12 protein-coding genes are annotated in these 17,438 nt (G+C 75.9%); 7 read left to right on the forward strand and 5 right to left on the reverse strand.

Going from position 1 to position 17,438, the window contains the following annotated elements:
- Window positions 1-442 precede the first annotated feature (442 nt).
- Complete coding sequence (locus ACFVHB_RS37030; RefSeq protein WP_380331425.1) at window positions 443-2,068, forward strand: DUF4153 domain-containing protein; 1,626 nt, start codon at window positions 443-445, stop codon at window positions 2,066-2,068.
- Window positions 2,069-2,298: 230 nt separating this feature from the next.
- Here ACFVHB_RS37030 and ACFVHB_RS37035 read toward each other — a convergent pair whose 3' ends face one another.
- Both ACFVHB_RS37035 and ACFVHB_RS37040 read right to left on the reverse strand, forming a co-directional pair.
- Complete coding sequence (locus ACFVHB_RS37035; RefSeq protein WP_380331428.1) at window positions 2,299-3,846, reverse strand: MFS transporter; 1,548 nt, start codon at window positions 3,844-3,846, stop codon at window positions 2,299-2,301.
- Window positions 3,847-4,011: 165 nt separating this feature from the next.
- A complete protein-coding gene (locus tag ACFVHB_RS37040; protein WP_380331431.1) occupies window positions 4,012-4,170 on the reverse strand; it encodes a hypothetical protein in 159 nt (52 codons plus the stop codon).
- A 43-nt stretch (window positions 4,171-4,213) separates the two neighbouring features.
- Here ACFVHB_RS37040 and ACFVHB_RS37045 point away from each other — a divergent pair, with 43 nt between their 5' ends.
- The 3 genes from ACFVHB_RS37045 to ACFVHB_RS37055 all read left to right on the forward strand — a co-directional run bounded on the left by ACFVHB_RS37045 (window position 4,214) and on the right by ACFVHB_RS37055 (window position 6,487).
- Window positions 4,214-4,816, forward strand: coding sequence for a TetR/AcrR family transcriptional regulator (locus tag ACFVHB_RS37045; protein WP_380331433.1), 603 nt, complete (start codon window positions 4,214-4,216; stop codon window positions 4,814-4,816).
- 170 nt (window positions 4,817-4,986) lie between these two features.
- A complete protein-coding gene (locus ACFVHB_RS37050) occupies window positions 4,987-5,682 on the forward strand; it encodes a ribonuclease HII (RefSeq protein WP_380331436.1) in 696 nt (231 codons plus the stop codon).
- A 100-nt stretch (window positions 5,683-5,782) separates the two neighbouring features.
- A complete protein-coding gene (locus ACFVHB_RS37055; protein WP_380331439.1) occupies window positions 5,783-6,487 on the forward strand; it encodes a hypothetical protein in 705 nt (234 codons plus the stop codon).
- A gap of 258 nt (window positions 6,488-6,745) precedes the next feature.
- On the opposite strand, the gene ACFVHB_RS37060 is transcribed toward ACFVHB_RS37055, so the two are convergent.
- Both ACFVHB_RS37060 and ACFVHB_RS37065 read right to left on the reverse strand, forming a co-directional pair.
- A complete protein-coding gene (locus ACFVHB_RS37060) occupies window positions 6,746-7,435 on the reverse strand; it encodes a hypothetical protein (protein ID WP_380331442.1) in 690 nt (229 codons plus the stop codon).
- Window positions 7,436-7,848: 413 nt separating this feature from the next.
- Window positions 7,849-10,077, reverse strand: coding sequence for a DEAD/DEAH box helicase (locus tag ACFVHB_RS37065; protein WP_380331445.1), 2,229 nt, complete (start codon window positions 10,075-10,077; stop codon window positions 7,849-7,851).
- 230 nt (window positions 10,078-10,307) lie between these two features.
- Here ACFVHB_RS37065 and ACFVHB_RS37070 point away from each other — a divergent pair, with 230 nt between their 5' ends.
- Entirely contained in the window at window positions 10,308-11,966 is a 1,659-nt protein-coding gene (locus ACFVHB_RS37070) for a DUF4192 domain-containing protein (protein WP_380331447.1), read from the forward strand.
- 193 nt (window positions 11,967-12,159) lie between these two features.
- Here ACFVHB_RS37070 and ACFVHB_RS37075 read toward each other — a convergent pair whose 3' ends face one another.
- Window positions 12,160-13,473: an alpha/beta fold hydrolase gene (locus ACFVHB_RS37075; protein ID WP_380331449.1), complete on the reverse strand. Its 1,314-nt coding sequence runs from the start codon at window positions 13,471-13,473 to the stop codon at window positions 12,160-12,162.
- Window positions 13,474-14,183: 710 nt separating this feature from the next.
- Between ACFVHB_RS37075 and ACFVHB_RS37080 the strand changes: the two genes are divergently transcribed.
- On the forward strand, window positions 14,184-16,313 hold the full coding sequence (locus ACFVHB_RS37080; protein ID WP_380331467.1) for a glycogen debranching N-terminal domain-containing protein: 2,130 nt from the start codon (window positions 14,184-14,186) through the stop codon (window positions 16,311-16,313).
- Between the two features lie 87 nt (window positions 16,314-16,400).
- Complete coding sequence (locus ACFVHB_RS37085) at window positions 16,401-17,159, forward strand: NUDIX domain-containing protein (RefSeq protein WP_380331452.1); 759 nt, start codon at window positions 16,401-16,403, stop codon at window positions 17,157-17,159.
- Window positions 17,160-17,438 lie beyond the last annotated feature (279 nt).

Consider the following 17,438-nt stretch of genomic DNA (forward strand, 5'->3'; position numbering starts at 1 on the left):
CCTCGCCGTCCGTCTCTCCGTCCCCCGCCCCCCGCCCCTCGGGCCGGGGGGGGGGCCTGGTGGCCCCTCTCACCCCGCCCTGTCACTGCCCCACCCCCGGCATTTTTGAACCTGTTCAGAATGGTCTACAGTCTGCTGCAGTCGCGGCGCTCCGGGCGCCTGCCGGCGGACTGCCCCCAGGGCGGCTTCCGCATGCCCACCGATCTCTGAGGGGGAACTCGTGTCAGGTCTTTCCACGCCCGCACCGGGCGACGGGCCGTCCGAATCCGGTGCTTCCGATCCGGGGGTCTCCGCTTCCGGCGGGCCGGTTGCCGACGGGTCGGGTGGCGGGGCGCCTGGCGTGGGCGCGCCTGGCGTCGGCGGGCCGGTTGCCGGCGGGCCCGGCGTTGGCGCGCCGGGGGCCCACGGGGTCGGGGCCGCTCCCGGTCCGTCCGGTGTCGGCGTGCCCGGCGCGCCCGGCGTGCCCGGAGCCGCGACCGCCGGCCAGGCGGCTTTCGACCCGTACCGCGGACCGGCCGGGCCCGCCAATCCGTACCGCCCGCCGGCCCGGCCGGCCCCGCAGCCGTTCCAGTGGCTGCGCCCGAGCGACCCGCCGGCCAAGGCCCCGGCCCCGCCCCGGACGCTGCTCGCCGCCCTGCTGACCGGTCTGCTGACGGCCTGGCTGCTGGGCGACGGACTCGGCGTCAACCTGCTGATCTGCGGCGCGGTCGCGGCCGTGGGAGCCGGCCTGGCCGCCTGGTCGGCGGGCCGGACGCTGCGCCCGTGGACGGTGCTCTGGAGCGTGCTCGCGCTGGCCATGCTGGCCGTGCCCGCGCTCTCCGACGCGGGCTGGCCGACCACCCTCGCCACCGTCTGCGCGCTCGCCCTGGCCTCGCTGGCCCTGCACGGCGGCCGCCGGTGGGCCGGTGTGCTGCTCGCCCTGCCCGGCATCCTCTGGCAGCTCGTGCCCGGCCTGGGCTGGGCCCGGGAGGGTCTGCGCGGCGCCAGCCTCCCCGGCCGCGGCAAGGTGGTCCCGGTGCTCAAGGCGGTGGTCGTGGCCGCCGTGCTGCTGACCGTCTTCGGCTGGCTGTTCGCCAGTGCCGACGCCGCCATGGCGGACGTCCTGGGGAACCTCAGCCCCAGCCTGGACCTCGGTGAACTCCCGCTGCGGTTCCTGCTGTTCGTCCTCGGCCTGGTCACCGCCCTGGGATTCGCCCACATCGCGGCCGGCCCGCGCCGCTGGGACCGCACGGTGGTCCGCCCGGGCCGCGAGCGCGGGCGCCTGGAGTGGGCGCTGCCGCTGGCGGCGCTCAACCTGATGTTCGGTGCGTTCGCCCTGGTCCAGGCCGTGGTCGTGCTCGGCGGCCGGGACTCGATCATGAAGAACACCGGAATGAGCCGCTCCGAGTACGCCCGGCAGGGCTTCTGGCAGCTGATGGCCGTCACCGTGCTGACCCTGGTCGTGGTCGCCGTCGCCAAGCGCTGGGCGCCGCGCAGCACCGAGAGCGACCGCCGGCTGGCGCGGCTCCTGCTCGGCGCGCTCTGCCTGCTCACCCTGGTCGTGGTCGCCTCGGCGCTCGGCCGGATGTGGTTCTACGTCGACGCCTCCGGGCTGACCAGGCTGCGGCTCTGGGTCCTGGTGGTCGAGGTCTGGCTCGGCGTCGTCTTCCTGCTGCTGATCACGGCCGGCCTGCTCCGGTCCGGCGCCGCCTGGCTGCCGCGCGCCGTGGTGCTCAGCGCGATGGTGACCGTCGCCGTGTACGGGCTGATGGGCCCGGACGCGATCGTCGCCGAGCAGAACGTCGCCCGCTTCGAGCGCACTGGGCAGATCGACCTGCGCAACGTCCGCGACCTCTCGCTGGACGCCGTCCCCGCCCTGGACCGGCTGCCGCAGGACCACCGGACCTGCGCGCTGGAGAAGCAGTGGTTCGACCTCCCCGACGAGGCCTCGCCCTGGTACGCCACCAGCCTGGCCGAGTCGCGCTCGCGCGGGATCCTGCTGGAGCGCCCGCCGGTCGGCAAGGGGCGGTCGGCCTCGGACGCCTGCAAGGCGGTGGGGCTGCAGCGCGGGTTCTTCGACGAGTACTGATCGCCGGGCCGCCGGGCCGCCGGGCTGCCGGGCTGCCGGGCCGCCGGGCCGCCGGGCCGCCGGGCCGCCGGGGGCGGGGAGGCGGAGGAGGCGAGCCGGTCGGGAGCGCGCTGCTCCCGACCGGCCCTCGCCGCGTTCGACGGCGTGTCCGCGCCGCGTTCGGGCCCCGTTCGGCGCCGTGCGCGGTGCCCTGCTCAGCGCCGTGCTCAGTGCCGTGCTCAGCGCCGTGCTCAGTGCAGCGCGACGCCCGAGGTGTTCGACGCGAGGTCGTCGGCCTTGGCCCTGATCACGACGACCGCGATCACCAGCGCGAGGGCGGCGAGCACCGCACCGACGATGAAGCCGTGCGAAATGCCCTGCGCGAGCACCTCGTTGGCCGCACCCGTGCCCTTGGGGAACTCGTGCTTCTCCAGGAACTCGGCCTTCTGCTCCGGCGTGGCCGTGGCCAGGAAGCCGGGCAGCTGCCGCTTGCCCTCCTCGGTCGCGTAGTGCGCGAAGACCGTGGTCAGGATCGACAGGCCGAGCGAACCGCCGATCTGCTGCATCGAGTTGAGCAGGCCGGAGGCGGCACCGGTCTCCTCGGGGGCGACGCCCGCGACCGAGAGCAGCATCACCGGGACGAAGATCAGGCCCATGCCGAAGCCGAACACCACCGTGGGGCCGAGCACCCCGTCCAGGTAGCCGCTGTCCGAGCTCATCTGGGTCAGCCAGCTGAGTCCGAGCGTGACCAGCAGCGCACCGCCCGCCATGAACGGCTTGGGGCCGTACTTGACCTGCAGGGTGGACGCGAGCTGCGCGGCGATGATGATCGACACGCTGATCGGCAGGAAGGCGAAGCCGGCCTTCAACGGGCTGTACCCGAGCGGTCCCTGCACGAACAGCGTGATGTAGAAGAAGATGCCGAACATGGCGGCGGCCAGGCAGAGCATCATCACCAGACCACCGGTGCGGTTCCGGTTGGCGAACAGGTGCAGCGGGGTGATCGGCTGCGAGGTGCGGTTCTCGATCACCAGGAACGCGGCGACCAGCAGCACGCCGGCGGCGAAGGAGCCGAGCGTCAGCGGGTCCGTCCAGCCGTCCGAGGCCGCCCGGATGAAGCCGTAGACCAGGCCGACCAGGCCGAGCGTGGAGGTGAGCGCACCCGGCAGGTCGAACCGGCCCGCGGTGCGCTCCGACTCGGCGATGTAGCGCGGGGCGGCGACCGCGATCAGGACCGCGATCGGCACGTTGACGAAGAAGACCCAGCGCCAGTCGAGGTACTCGGTGAGCACGCCACCGGCCAGCAGGCCGACGGCCGCGCCCGAACCGGCCACCGCCGAGAACACGCCGAACGCCTTGTTGCGCTCGGGCCCTTCCTCGAAGTTGGTCGCGATCAGTGCGAAGGCGGTGGGCGAACAGATCGCCCCGCCTATGCCCTGGAGCGCGCGGGCGGCGAGCAGCATGCCGCCGTCCTGCGCGAAGCCGCCCAGCAGCGAGGCCAGGCCGAACAACAGCGTGCCGGCGATGAACACCCGGCGGCGGCCGAGGATGTCGCCCGCACGGCCGCCGAGCAGCAGCAGGCCGCCGAAGGTCAGCGTGTAGGCGTTGATCACCCACGACAGGTTGGTGGTGGAGAAGCTCAGCGCGTCCCTGATCTGCGGCAGCGCGATGTTCACGATGGTGGCGTCGAGCACCACCATGAGCTGCGTGGCCGCGATGACGGTCAGGGTGATGCCCTTGTTCCGGCTCGGGCCGCCCTGCGGTGGAGAGCTCTTGCTGAGTGTGTCGGAGATAGCCAAGTTGATGCCCCCTGCTGGCTACTGCTTCGTATGCTGCGGACCCGGGGTCCGGTGTGGCTCGGCGGCGTCCCGCGAGCTATGAAGGAACGGGATCGTTCACTACGCTGGACGATATCCTGCGCAAGATTGTGAACGCAAGCGTTCTCTAGGGTTGGTGACGATGGATCAGTTGGTGCGGCGCCAGGCGGCTATCAGGGCGACCGGCCGGACGGCGGAGCGGGTCGCGGAGCCGACGGTGGAGCGGTCGGCGGAGTCCCCGGTGGAGTCCCCGGCCGCTGCTGGGGGGAGACCTGCCGTTCCTGCCTCCGGGGCTGCGGCGGTCACCCCCGCGGCCGCCCCGGTGGTCGTCCCCGCGCCGCTGTGTCCGATGAGGGCGGCCGCCGAGGTCCTGTCCCGGCCGATGCGCCGCCGGGGGAAGGAGCTGGAGCGGGCGATCTTCGAGGCCGCACTCGACCAGCTCACCTCCGGCGGATTCGCGCGGCTGACGATGGAAGGCGTCGCTGGTGCCGCGCGGACCGGAAAGGCCGCGCTGTACCGGCGTTGGGCGTCCAAGGTGGAACTCGTCATCGACGCCCTGGACTCCACTCTGCCACGCCCTGACGGCACCCCCGACCTCGGGTCGGCCCGTGACGAATTGCTGCTGCTCGTCGAGGGTTTCGTCGAGGCGATGGACTCCCGGGCGGGCGGTGCCATGCAGGCGCTGATGGCCGAACTGGACCACGCGCAGGCCGAGTTCTTCAAGGACTTCATCGGCCAGCGGGTGACCGAACCGACCAAGATCGCCATTTTGGACATTCTCGGCAGGGGCGCCGGACGCGGTGAGGTGCGCCCCGGCGCGGTCACCCCGCTGGTCGCCGACGTGGTGCCGGCGATGCTGCTGTACCGGGTGAAGAGCGGCGGCCGGCCGATCGGCCTCGGGTACGCGACCGAGCTGGTGGACGAGGTGATGGTCCCGCTGATCCGCGCCTGACCGGTGGGGCGGGCGGGCCTGGCGGGCGCGTGAAGCGCGGGTGCGGGTGCGGGCGTCGGCGCGGGGTGCGGGCGGGTGCGAGCGGGTGCGGGGTGGCTGCCGGTGGAGGTGGTCGGAGCGGCCCCGGGCGGGGCTTAGGCTGGAGGTTGCCCCAGCCGAAGGACCCCGTGATGCCCATCGTCCCGCCGACGCACTCCGTCGAGCGCTCGCTCCGTCGCTCCGGCGCCAAGATCGTCGTCGGCCTGGACGAGGTCGGGCGCGGCGCCTGGGCCGGCCCGGTCACCGTGGGCGCGGCCGTCACCGGCCTGCGCAGGCCGCCGGAGGGCCTGACCGACTCCAAGCTGCTCACCGAACTCCGCCGCCAGGCGCTCGCGCCCGTGCTCGCCGAGTGGGTCACCGCGTACGCGCTCGGTCACGCCACCGCGCTGGAGTGCGACGAGCTCGGGATGACCGCCGCGCTCCGGCTGGCCGCCGTCCGCGCCCTGGAGGCGCTGCCGGTGGAGCCGGACGCGGTGATACTCGACGGCAAGCACGACTACCTGGGCGGCCCCTGGCGGGTGCGCACCGTGATCAAGGGCGACCAGTCGTGCGTCTGCGTCTCGGCCGCCTCGGTGCTCGCCAAGGTGCACCGCGACGGGCTGATGGCCGAACTCGGCGAGGCGCACCCGGCGTACGGCTTCGCCGACAACGCCGGCTACCCGTCCCCGGTCCACCGCGCCGCGCTGGAGGAGTTCGGTCCGACCGAGCACCACCGGCTCTCCTGGGCGTACCTGGACGGCCTGCCCCAGTGGCGCCACCTGAAGCGGAACCGCTTCCTCGCCGGGGCGGAGGGCCCTGTCGACGAACAGCTGACGCTCGGTTTCTGACGTTCCGTCGGGAATTGCCGGGGCGTCGGGGGTGGGTTCGTGGCGCCCGAGAGGTGGGGCGCCCGTGCGCGCCCGACCGGCATTTGATAGATATCCGGGTATGCCTGTCTTCCCCGAGGAGCCGGAGATTCACGAGAGCCTCCCGGGCCCCGGCGTTCCCTTCCCCCGCGAGTCGGACGCACAAGCCCTTCGCACCCCTGCCGCCGGCAGCTCGACCGCTGCCACACCCTCGACCGCGGCCGCACCGTCGGCCGCCACCACCGCGCCGGCCCCGGTGCCGGGCCCCCGTCCCGCGCCGCCGCGGCCGGCACCGCCGCGCGCCGACCCCTCGGGGCCGCCGGCCCGTACCGCCCAGATCCCCAAGCCCGGCCCGCGCCGTCCGGCGCCGGCCGCGCCGCAGGTCGCGGTCAGGCAGGTCGCCGCCACGGCGGCGCAGGCCCTGGAGCGCGCCGACGAGTCGGTCGACCAGCTGCTGGACTCCGGCCGCAACCCGGGCTCGATCCTGGTGCTGACGGTCGGCGAGGCGCACCCGTGGCAGCAGCACGAGCTGTCCTTCGGCGAGGAGCGCTACTGGGCGCAACTCGCCGAGGGCGGTGACGTGTTCTACGCCGACGCCGCGCTGACCCGCCCGGCCCGCCGTGAGGTGGTCGTGCTGGTCGTCAACGGCGGCACGGCCGACCGCGCCGCCGAGGCGTACCGCAAGGCGCTCGGCCACGCGACCGCGCTCGTGGTGGTCTGCGGCAGCGCCGGCCCCGCCGCCGCGGCGGCCGCCGGAGCATCCGCCGGCCGCCCGGTCCCCGCCTGAGCCGTTCGGGCGTGAGTCCTGAGGACAGCGGACCCCGGGGGCGTCGAGTCCTGGGAACAACTGGTCCTGGGGCGTTGGGTCCGCAGGGCGGTCCGGGCCCGGTGCCGTACGGCACCGGGCCCGGGCGTCGCCGGGCCTTCGGGGTGGCCGGCCGTGGCGTCGCCAGGCCCTGGGGCAACCCGGTTGCGGGTTTCCGGGCGTGAGGTGGCCGGCCTGTTCGGCCGGGTTGCCGCAGCCTGCCGCCCGGTGGCGGCCGGGTCAGCGGGTGCCGGTGCGCCGGGCCGGCTCGACGGCCGTGACCCGGCCCGGAGCCCACGGGAGCTCCGGCGCCCGGGAGCGCTGCGACCGCTCGCCGTGCTGACCGTGCTCCGCCGGCTGGCGCCGCTCCGAACGGGGCGGCAGCTCCGTCACGGTGTGGACCGGCCCCTCCGCCCAGGACCCGGCGTGCGGGTTGCGCCCGCCGCGCTCGTCGCCGAGGATCTGCCAGCCCGCCGGGGTCAGCGCGATGTACGAGCCGCAGCGCAGCCCGTGCAGCCCAGCCGCGTCCCGCAGCGCCCACATCCAGGCGCCGTCCTGCTCCGTCCAGCCGGCCGCGCCCTCGCGGCAGCGCAGCAGCACGGCCGTCCTGGTGGCGGTGGCCTGACGCAGGTCGTGCGGGGTGACCTGGCGCAGGTGCGCGAGGATCGCGTTGCGGTGCTGCCAGCCGTCGGTGTGGTGGGGCCAGGGCGCGAAGGAGGCCGAGGCGTTGAGCCGGTGCGAGCCGTCCAGCACGGTGACCACGACCGTGCCCGGTTGGGGGAGGTGGCGCTGGTGCAGCTCCAGGACGAACTCGCGCGGATCGCGCAGCAACGGGATCCCCGTGGCGGCCCACGTCTCCAGGTCGAGCACCCGTCTGGGCGACGAACTCCGGGCGAGGGGATACTGACCTCGGCCGATACCGTTGATCACGATCCTCCTTCCCGACCCACGGGCGCGCGGGTTCCCGCGTACGCCAAAGCCCTGGTCCGTCGGACCGGGTTCCGGGTACCGTCCAATTCTCAGGGCAGATGGGGTGGAGCGGCAACGATGAAATGATGAACGCCGCCCGAAAGCCCACGTTCTGCCGGATATATTCCACGATCGTGTGCGCGCCACTCGGGTGGTGCCGGATCGTGACCCTGGCGGCCGTCCGATGACCTCTTCGCAGTTCCGGCAACATCATCGCCCTCCTTTCCCGCTCGCGTCGTGCCGTGTGGGTCGGTGTTCCGGTGATCCCCTCCATTACTCCATTCGAGTGAAGGCTTTTCGGGTGTCCGGACGTCCCGGTGTCCAGGCGTCCGGTCCGGCCGGGGCCGGTTGCTCCGGCCGTCCCGTCCCGCCGGTCAGCCCTGCAGGGCCAGCACCAGCGGCAGCACCGCGCTCGCCCCGGCCTGCCGCAGCAGCCGGGCCGCCACGGTGACCGTCCACCCCGAGTCGACCAGGTCGTCCACCAGCAGCACCGGACCGCCCGCCCCGGCCACCGCGGCCGCCACCTCCGGCGGCAGGACGAGCGTGCCGGCCAGCGAGTGCAGCCGCTGGGCGCTGTTGCTGCGAGCTCCGTGCGGGGGCCGCCCGGTCGCGTAGGCGATCTGCCCGAGCAGGGGCAGGCGGCCGATCTCGGCGATCCGGGCGCCGAGGCTGCCGACCAGCTGGGGCCGGGTGGAGGAGGCCATGGTCACCACGCCGACGGGTCGGTCCAACCGGGTGCCCTCGGTGGTCGCGGGTCCGGCCCAGCCACCGGGACCGCGGGCCCAGTCGGCCAGCACCGCGACCAGGGCGTCCACCGCCTCGCCGGGGACGGGACCGTCGGGAGCGTGCTCGGCCAGCAGGGTGCGCAGCCGGTTGCCCCAGCCGATGTCGGAGAGCCGGCCGAGGGCCCGGCCGGTCTCGGCCTGCTCACCCGCCGGGATGCGGCCCTTGAGCGGCACGCCCAGCGCGTCCATGCCGGTCGGCCAGAGCCGCCGCGGCTCGAAGGCGACCCCGGGCCGGCCGAGCGCGGCCTGGGCCGCGTCCAGCGCCTCCGCGGAGACCTCCGCGTCGTGCAGCGGCCCCGCGCAGTTGTCGCAGCGGCCGCAGGGCGCGGCCCGCTCGTCGTCGAGCTGCCGGCGCAGGAACTCCATCCGGCAGCCGGTGCCCGCCGCGTACTCGCGCATGGCCCGTTGCTCGGCCTCGCGCGAGGCCGCGACCTTGGCGTACCGGGCGGTGTCGTACTCCCAGCTCTGCCCGGTGGCCGTCCAGCCGCCCTTGACCCGCCGCACCGCGCCGTCCACGTCGAGGACCTTGAGCATGGTCTCCAGCCGGGCGCGGCGCAGGTCCACCCGGGGCTCCAGCGCGGCGGTGGAGAGCGGCCGGCCGGCCTCGGCGAGCGCGTCGATGGTGCGGCGCACCTGCTCCTCCGGGGGGAACGCCAGCGAGGCGAAGTAGCGCCAGATCGCCTCGTCCTCGCGCCCGGGGAGCAGCAGCACCTCGGCCCGGTCGACGCCGCGCCCGGCCCGGCCCACCTGCTGGTAGTAGGCGATCGGCGAGCTGGGCGAGCCCAGGTGCACCACGAACCCCAGGTCGGGCTTGTCGAAGCCCATGCCGAGCGCGGAGGTGGCGACCAGCGCCTTGACCCGGTTGGCCAGCAGGTCGGCCTCGGCGGTCCGGCGCTCGGCGTCCTCGGTGCGGCCGGAGTAGGAGGCCACCGGGAAGCCCCGCTCGCGCAGGAAGGCCGTCACCTCGTCGGCGGCCGCGACCGTCAGGGTGTAGACGATGCCGGAGCCGGGCAGCCGGTCGAGGTGGTCGGCCAGCCAGGCCAGCCGGTGCGCCGGGTCGGGCAGGGCGAGCACGCCGAGGGTGAGGCTCTCGCGGTCGAGCGGTCCGCGCAGCACCAGGGCGTGCTCGTCGCCGCTGCCCGTGCCGAGCTGTTCGGCGACGTCGGCGGTGACCCGGGCGTTGGCCGTGGCGGTGGTGGCCAGCACCGGGACTCCCGGCGGGAGGTCGGCGAGCATGGTGCGCAGCCGGCGGTAGTCGGGGCGGAAGTCGTGGCCCCAGTCGGAGATGCAGTGGGCCTCGTCGACCACCAGCAGGCCGGTGGAGGCGGCGAGCTTGGGCAGCACCTGGTCGCGGAAGTCGGGGTTGTTCAGCCGCTCCGGGCTGACCAGCAGGACGTCCACCGCGCCGGCCGCGACCTCGGCCTGGATCGCGTCCCACTCGTCGGTGTTGGCCGAGTTGATGGTGCGGGCGTGGATGCCGGCCCGGGCCGCCGACTCCACCTGGTTGCGCATCAGGGCCAGCAGGGGCGAGACGATCACCGTCGGCCCCGCGCCGCGGGCCCGCAGCAGGGCGGTGGCGATGAAGTAGACGGCGGACTTCCCCCAGCCGGTGCGCTGCACCACGAGGGCCCGGCGGTGGTCGACGACCAGGGCCTCGATGGCCGTCCACTGGTCGTCGCGGAGCGTGGCGGCGGGGCCCGCGAGCTCGCGCAGGACGGCCTCGGCCCGCGCCCGGGCCTCGGCGCGGTCGGCGGCCGTGGCGGTGCCGGACGTGGCGGGGGCCCCGGTGGCGGTGGTGTGGGTCTGCGGCTGCTGCATGGCGTCCATGTAACCCCGAAGGGCCGACAACGGGCGAACGGCGGTGGGGCCGGGCCGGGTGGAGTGGCGGTGCATTTCATCGGCTCTTCGGCTGAACAACCGTCAAATATCCCTCGGGAGAGTGGCTCTGGATGCCCCGAAGGGAGGAGGTTTTATCCACAGGCCGGGTTTATCCACAGGGAAAAAAGAAAAATCCGGAGGCGATCGCGAATTGCGGCAGCCTTCCGGACATGAACAACGAACGCATCGCGCTTCCGTACGGCCGGCCCTCCGGTCCGCGTCCGGTCACCATGCGGGGCCCGGCCGACATGGCCGAGCTGCTGCCCTACCTGCTCGGCTTCTTCCCCGACGACAGCATCGTCGCCGTCGGCCTCCAGGGGCCGGAGCTGCACCAGGGCGGGGTGATCCGGCTGGACATCCCGGAGTCGCCCGCCCACTGGCCGGCCGTCGCCGAGGAGACGGCCGCCCTGCTCGTCGGGCTGTCCGAGCAGCGGGACCGCCGCCCGGCCCAGGTGCTCCTCTACCTCTGCCAGGATCCCGGCAGCGAGCACGGCCCGCCCGTGCTCGACCGGCTCAGACCGCTCGCGGCGGAGCTGCGGGCGGAGTTCGAGAGCCGCGGCGTGGGGGTGAAGGAGTCGCTCTGCGTCTCGCTGGGGCGGTGGTGGTCCTTCCTCTGCCGCCGCGAGGGGTGCTGCGACCCGGCGGGCCATCCGATCCGGCACGCGCCCGACCCGGGGCCGGTGGCCGTGGCGGCCACCTTCGCCGGTCTGGCGCCGCGCGGCAGCCGCAAGGCGATCGTCGCGGGGCTGGCCCCGGTCGGCCCGCCGGCCGCGGACGCCCAGCGGCTGGCACTGGCCCGGGGCGAGGGCGGCGGGGGAGCCGGGCGCGGGCCGGTGCTCTCCCCGGAGCAGGGTGCCGAGCTGCTCGACCAGGCCGTCGCCGAGTTCGTGGCCGGTGCCCGTGAGCTCGACGAGCACCGGACGGCCCAGCTGCTCTTCGCCCTCAAGGACCGGCGCATCCGGGACCGCGCCGCCGAGTACGCCCGGCCCGCCGAGCTCGCGCCGGCCCAGCGCCTCTGGCGCTTCCTCGCGAGGCGCTGCGTGCCGCCCTACACGGGCTGTGCCCCGCCCCCGCTCACCCTGCTGGCCTGGGTGTCCTGGGTCGCGGGGGACGTCGCGACGGCCCGGGTGGTGCTCGCCCACGTGCTCCGGCTCGATCCGTCCTACCTGCTGGCCCAGCTGCTCTACGACTCGCTGAACGGCGGCCTCTCGGCGGACCCGCTGCTGGTGCGGGCGGAGGCCGAGCGCCGTCGCCGGACGGGAGCCGGGGAGGGCGCGGAGCCGGGGGCGGGCCCGGCCGACGGCTCACCGCCCGGCCAGGGCCGTGATCAGGGTGATCAGGGCGGTGAACGGGGCCGTGACCGGGACGGGGGCCGGGGCCAGGGCCTGGGCCGGGAACCGGGCCAGGGCGACGGTGAACGCCGTGACGCGCTGCCCGGACCGGACGGTGACCCGCCGGGTGGTTCGGGCCGTGGCCCGGGCCGGCCGCCCGCGTCGGCCTCGGCCTCGGCCAGGTCGCGACGACGGCGCGCCCGGCGTGGCCAGGCCGGTCCCGCCTCGTCGGTGGGCCCGGAGGCAGTACCGGGTGGCCCCGCCGAGGGGCCGGCGGAGAGCCGAGGGCCCGGCCGGGCGGACGACGGCCGGCCGACGGACCTCCTCACGGGGTGCCGGCCGACCGCGCAGACGCGTCCCGAGCGCGGGCTGCGGCTGGGCCGCCCGTCGCCCTGGGCGCCGGCGCTGTCGGCCGGACCGCCCGGCGGACCGGCCGGACGCCGCGGCCGCTGCCGGGCCGTCCGGGGCGCGGCGATCGGACCCCGGCATGCGGGGTGACGCCGTGGGCGGCCGGGTGTGCCCGGTCCGGCTGTCCGCCGGCCGGCCGGGGCGGGTGCTCCGGCCGGCCGGGGGCGCCGGGTACACCCCGGGCCGTGCCCGGGCCGCTGCTCGATCCGTTCCGTCGCGGCTCGGCAGGCTACGTCCGGGCCGCCCGGTGAGCCCCGGCCCCGGCCGGGCGGGGCCGCGCCGGCTACGCCTCGCCGCGGGCCATCGCGATCAGGCGGTCGAGCACCTTGCCGCCGCTCACCCGTACGCCGTCGTGCTCCCACTCGTTGGTGATCCACGTCCGCAGACCCCGCACCGCACGGGCGGTCTCCAGCGAGTCGGCGGTGTCGACGTACATGTCGTCGTGGTAGACCGCCGCCACCACGGGCACCTCGTTGGCGGCCAGTCGCGCCGGGTCGTACAGGTCGGGCCAGTCGGTGCGGGCGGCGAGCAGGTCCGCGGTCTCCTTCAGCGGCCGCAGCGCCGGGTCGGTGTCGAACATCCAGGGGTAGATCATCTCCCCGGTGAACAGCACCGGCGCCCCGGACTCCAGCGCCGCCCCGGCGTCGAACTCCGGGAACTCCTTGCGGACGCGCTCGGCGGACCACTCCGTCCCGGCCCGGTCCACCGACCGCTGCCCGTAGATCGACTCGTGCAGCACGGCGTACAGCGGGCCCTCGGCGAACGAGAGCTTCGCCTGCACGCCGGCCAGGAAGGTGTCGGACAGCTCGGGCCCGGCCGCACCCTCGATCCAGGCCTCCTCCAGCAGGTAGTGCAGGGTGCCGGAGCCGCTGCCGCCGCCGAGCAGCAGCCCGAGGGCCTGGAACGCCTCGACGGTGAGCACCCCGCTGCCGGGCAGCGTCGCGGGGGAGGCGGCCAGGTGTGCGGCGATCCGCCGCACCGCCTCGACGTCCTGCGGGTAACGGGCGTAGTGCCCCTCGTTCTTGCGGACGACCCGGGGGTACGCGGCCCGGTAGACGTCCTCGGCCGAGCTGCGCAGACCGGCCAGGCCGCCGGTGATGAAGGCCTCCTTCAGCCCCTCGGGCGCGATCGAGAGGTAGGTGAGGGTGCAGAAACCGCCGAAGCTCTGCCCGAGCACGCTCCACCGGCGGTCCTCGCCGAGCAGCCGGCGGCGGATCAGTTCGGCGTCCCGCACGATGGAGTCCGCGCGGAAGTGCGCCAGGTACTCCGCCTGCTGCCGGGCATCGCCGCGGCGGGCGAGGCTCTGCCGGTTCGCGGGCGTGGACCGCCCGGTGCCGCGCTGGTCGAGCAGGAGCACGCGGTAGTCGTCGAGGGCGCGCTCCAGCCAGCCGTCGCGGCCGAGCGGGCGCCCGGCCTTGCCGCCGGGGCCGCCCTGGAGGAAGAGCAGCCAGGGCAGGTCGTCCTTCTCCCGGCCGGGGGCGACCACCTCGCGGGCGTACACCTCGATCTGCTCGCCCTGGGGGGCGGCGTGGTCGAGGGGCAGCTGGAACACGTGGTCGGTCGTGACGATCCCGGGCAGCCGGCTGGCGGTGGACATACAACTCCTCGGTATGTGCAGGTCACAGCGGTCGCGTCGCCGCTCACGGGGTTGCCGGTGCGGGCGCCGCGACCCCCGCACCGTATCCTGACGGCCGTCGGGCACCGGCTCGGCGGTTGCCTCCCGGGCCACCCGCCGACCGCACCGCCCACCCGCTAGGGCGTGGCAGGTCCGGCCGACGTGCCCACCGGGTGTGTCCGACCTCGACGGCACCGGAACGGGGGCGGAGGAGGACCGGTGATGACGGCGGCACGACCGCCCGGCACCACGGGGCGGCCGGCCGAACCGGCGCGCCGGGCGTTACCTGCGACCGGTCGGCGGCGTTCACCCCGGGGGCACTGCGCCCGGACGTCCTCCGGGCTCCCGGAGACGGACGGAGCCGCGGCGCGCCCGTGGCGGGCACGCCGGGCAGCCGGGCACCCGCGGAGGGCCGGCACCCCAGCGCGCCGCCCGTTCGACGGCGGTCCGGCGCGCCAGGCCGGTGCCCGGTGCCCGGGCGGAGCGGGTCCGGGGCGAGGCGGGGCCGGTACCGGAGCGGTGCCGCGCGCCGCATGGCACGACCCGGTACCGGGTACGGCCGGACACGGCACACACGCGCCGACGGGAACCCCCGTCGGCCAGGCACCATCAGCACGCGATCGAGCATGCTCGCGGCCCACCGGCCTGACCGGCCACCGGACCGCCGAGGGGAGGAGAGTCCGGTGACCGCCATGAGGCCACCACAGGCGGCCATGCCGGCCGAGAGCGTGGTCGGCGCGCCGAGACCGGCCGGCCGCCCCGACCCGGGCCCCGGTGGCGCGCCCGCCGGACCGGCCCGGACGGCGGGACCGCCGCGCCCGCAGCCCGCAGCCGTCCACCACGCGGTGCTCTGCGTCAACGCGCCCGCGATGGCCGCGTCCGGGCCGGACGGGCAGTTGCGCGGCCACGGCCTCCACGGCTTCTACCGCTCCGGTCTCCGGGTGCTGGCCCGGATGGAGCTGCGGCTCGGCGGCATGGAGCCGCTGCCGCTCCAGGGCACCCTGACCACGGCGGCGCAGGCCCGCTTCCTGGGCGCCGTCCGGATCCCCGGCGACCTCGACCCCGATCCGGCGCTCACCGTCGAGCGGCTGCGGCACGCCGACGGCGTCGAGACCGTCACCGTCCGCAACACCGGCAGCCGACCCGCCAGGCTTCCGCTGGAGATCGCGCTCGGCACCGACCTCGGCCCGGTCGGCGAGATCGCCGCCGGGCACCGGCCGCCGGACCTGCCCGGCCAGGTGCAGTCCGCCGGGCTGCGTTGGTCGGGCCCCACCCACAGCGCCGTGGTCAGCGCCAAGCCGTCGCCGCACGCCGTCCTGGCCGGCGCCGGCGTGCTGCGCTGGGACCTCGAGGTGCAGCCCGGTGCCCGCTGGTCGGTCGAGCTTCGCACCGAGTTGGAGAGCACCACGCCCGGCCCCCGGCCGCCGGGCGGGCGAGGCACCGGCGTCCCGCTGCCGTGGTCGGAACCGGAGGTCCGCAGCGACGACTCCCGGGTCGGGCTGCTGGTCCCGCGCTCGCTGGACGCCCTCGGCGGGCTGCTGTTCGCCGACCCGGACCGCCCGACCGACCTCTACCCGGCCTCCGGCGCGCCCTGGCGGTTCGGGCTCGCTCCGGCCGACGCGCTGTGGGCGGCCCGGCTGACGCTCCCGCTGGGCACCCGGCTGGCCGCCGGCACCCTCCGGGCGCTGGCCCGCCGTCAGCAGGCCGCCCCCGCCGGCCCGGGCCAGGCCGGCCCGCGCGTCGAGGGGCTGCTGCCCGGCGCCCTGCGGCACGGCGGACCGGAGCTACCGCCCACCTGCACCGCCACCGAGGCGACCCTGCTGTTCGTCACCGTGCTGGCCGAGGCGTGGCGGTGGGGCCTGCCCCGGCAGGAGGTCGCCGAACTGCTCCCCGCCGCCGAGCGCGCGCTCGGCGCCCTGCGCGGCGGCCTGGTCGACGGCTTCGTCACCGACCTCAGCCGCCCCGCCGAGGAACGCGCCGCGCACCCGGTGGCGGCCCGGGCCGAGGTCCAGGCCCAGGCGCACCGGGCCGCGCTGCACGGCGCCGAACTGCTGGAGGCCTTCGGCCGTCCCGGTGCCGAGGAGTGGCGCGGCTGGGCGGCGGCGCTGCGCGGGCGCTTCCGCGAGCGGTTCTGGGTCGACGACCTCTCCGGCGGTCGCCCGGCGGCGGGCCTCGCGCCGGGCGGCCATCCGCTGCCCGCCGTCGCCTCCTCCCTCGTCCACCTCCTCGACCTGGGCCTCTCCGCCGACGGCGGGCGGCACGAGAGCCTGCTGGACCGCGAGCAGACCAGACTGCTCGCCCAGCGCCTGGCCGCACCCGAGCTGGACAGCGGCTGGGGCCTGCGCACCCTCAGCGCCAAGTCGCCCCGGTTCAACCCGATCGGCCACCGCAGCGGGGCGGTGCGGGTCCACGAGACCGCCCTCGCGATCGCCGGGCTGGCCGAGGCGGGCCACGAGAACGAGGCCGGAGCCCTGGTGGAGGGGCTGCTCGGCGCGGCGGCCCACTTCGACGGCCGGCTGCCCGAGATGTACGCGGGGGAGCAGCGCACGGCGGGCTTCCCGCCGGTGCCGCACCCGGCGGCCTGCCGCCCGGCGGCGGTCTCGGCGGCCGGCGCGCTGCACGCCGTGTTCGCGCTCGCCGGGGTCCGGCCCGACGTTCCGGGCGGCCGGGTGCTGGTCCGGCCTGCCAGCACCGCGCCGCTCGGCGAGTTGGAGCTGACCGGTCTGCGGGTGGCCGGCGAGCCGTTCTCGGTGCGGGTGAGCCGGATCGGCGTGGCGATGGTCGAGGAGGCCTCCGCGGACCTGCAACTCGTCGCGCGCTGACGCCGCCGGGGCCCGCGCGCGACCGTCAGCGCACCGTCCGTGCACGGGCCTGTGCTTATCGTCAGAGAGACGACTATGATCGTCGCCATGTCGCGTTATGACCCGTCGGCCTTCCCCCCGTTCGCTGTCACGGTTGACCTGGTGGTGCTGACGGTGCGGGACCACGCGCTGTGCGCCCTGCTGGTCCGACGGGGCGAGCCGCCCTTCCAGGGCTACTGGGCCCTGCCCGGCGGCTTCGTCCGCCCGGACGAGGGGCTGGCCGAGGCGGCCTCCCGGGAGCTGGCGGAGGAGACCGGCCTGCGCGCCTACTCGGCGCCCGGCCACGACGCGGCCGGTCCCGGCACGGCCGGGGCACACCTGGAGCAGCTCGCGACCTACGGGCACCCCCAGCGCGACCCCCGGATGCGGGTGGTCAGCGTCGCCTACCTGGTCCTCGCGCCGGACCTGCCGACCCCGCGCGCCGGCGGCGACGCCAGCGGCGCCCGCTGGGCCCCGGTCACCGAACTGCTCGGGAAGAACCCGGCCGACGAGGTCCCGCTCGCCTTCGACCACGGGCTGATCCTCGCCGAGGGGGTGGAGCGCGCCCGCTCCAAGATCGAGTACTCCTCGCTGGCGACCGCGTTCTGCCCGCCGGAGTTCACCGTCGGCGAGCTGCGCCGGGTCTACGAGGCCGTGTGGGGCGTGGTGCTCGACCCGCGGAACTTCCACCGCAAGGTCACCGGCACCCCCGGCTTCCTGCTGCCCTCCGGCGGCACGACGACGCGTCAGGGCGGTCGCCCGGCCCAGCTGTTCACCGCGGGCGGAGCCACCCTGCTCAACCCGCCCATGCTGCGCCCGGAGTCCTGAGCCCTCCCGGTCCGCGGCCCGCCGCCCCTCCGCTGGTCGCCCCGCTTCCCGGCCGCCGGCGCCCCCGCGCCCCCGCGCCCCCGGCGCCTCGGGGGCCGCCGCCCCGGCGGACCGTCGCAGGATCGGATTGTCCCCTGATCGGGTGAGGTGTGCGGGCGGTGGCCCCGTGCCGCTCCCGCAATGCCCGGAATCGCCGTCCTGGCCCCCTAATGTGCTGGCGCGGGGCCGGGGGGGGCCCGGCGCGCCCCCCGCGGTGGCGCGGGGGGCCCGCGGGCGCGT

It is taken from the genome of Kitasatospora sp. NPDC127111 (assembly GCF_042677465.1).
Classification (GTDB): domain Bacteria; phylum Actinomycetota; class Actinomycetes; order Streptomycetales; family Streptomycetaceae; genus Kitasatospora.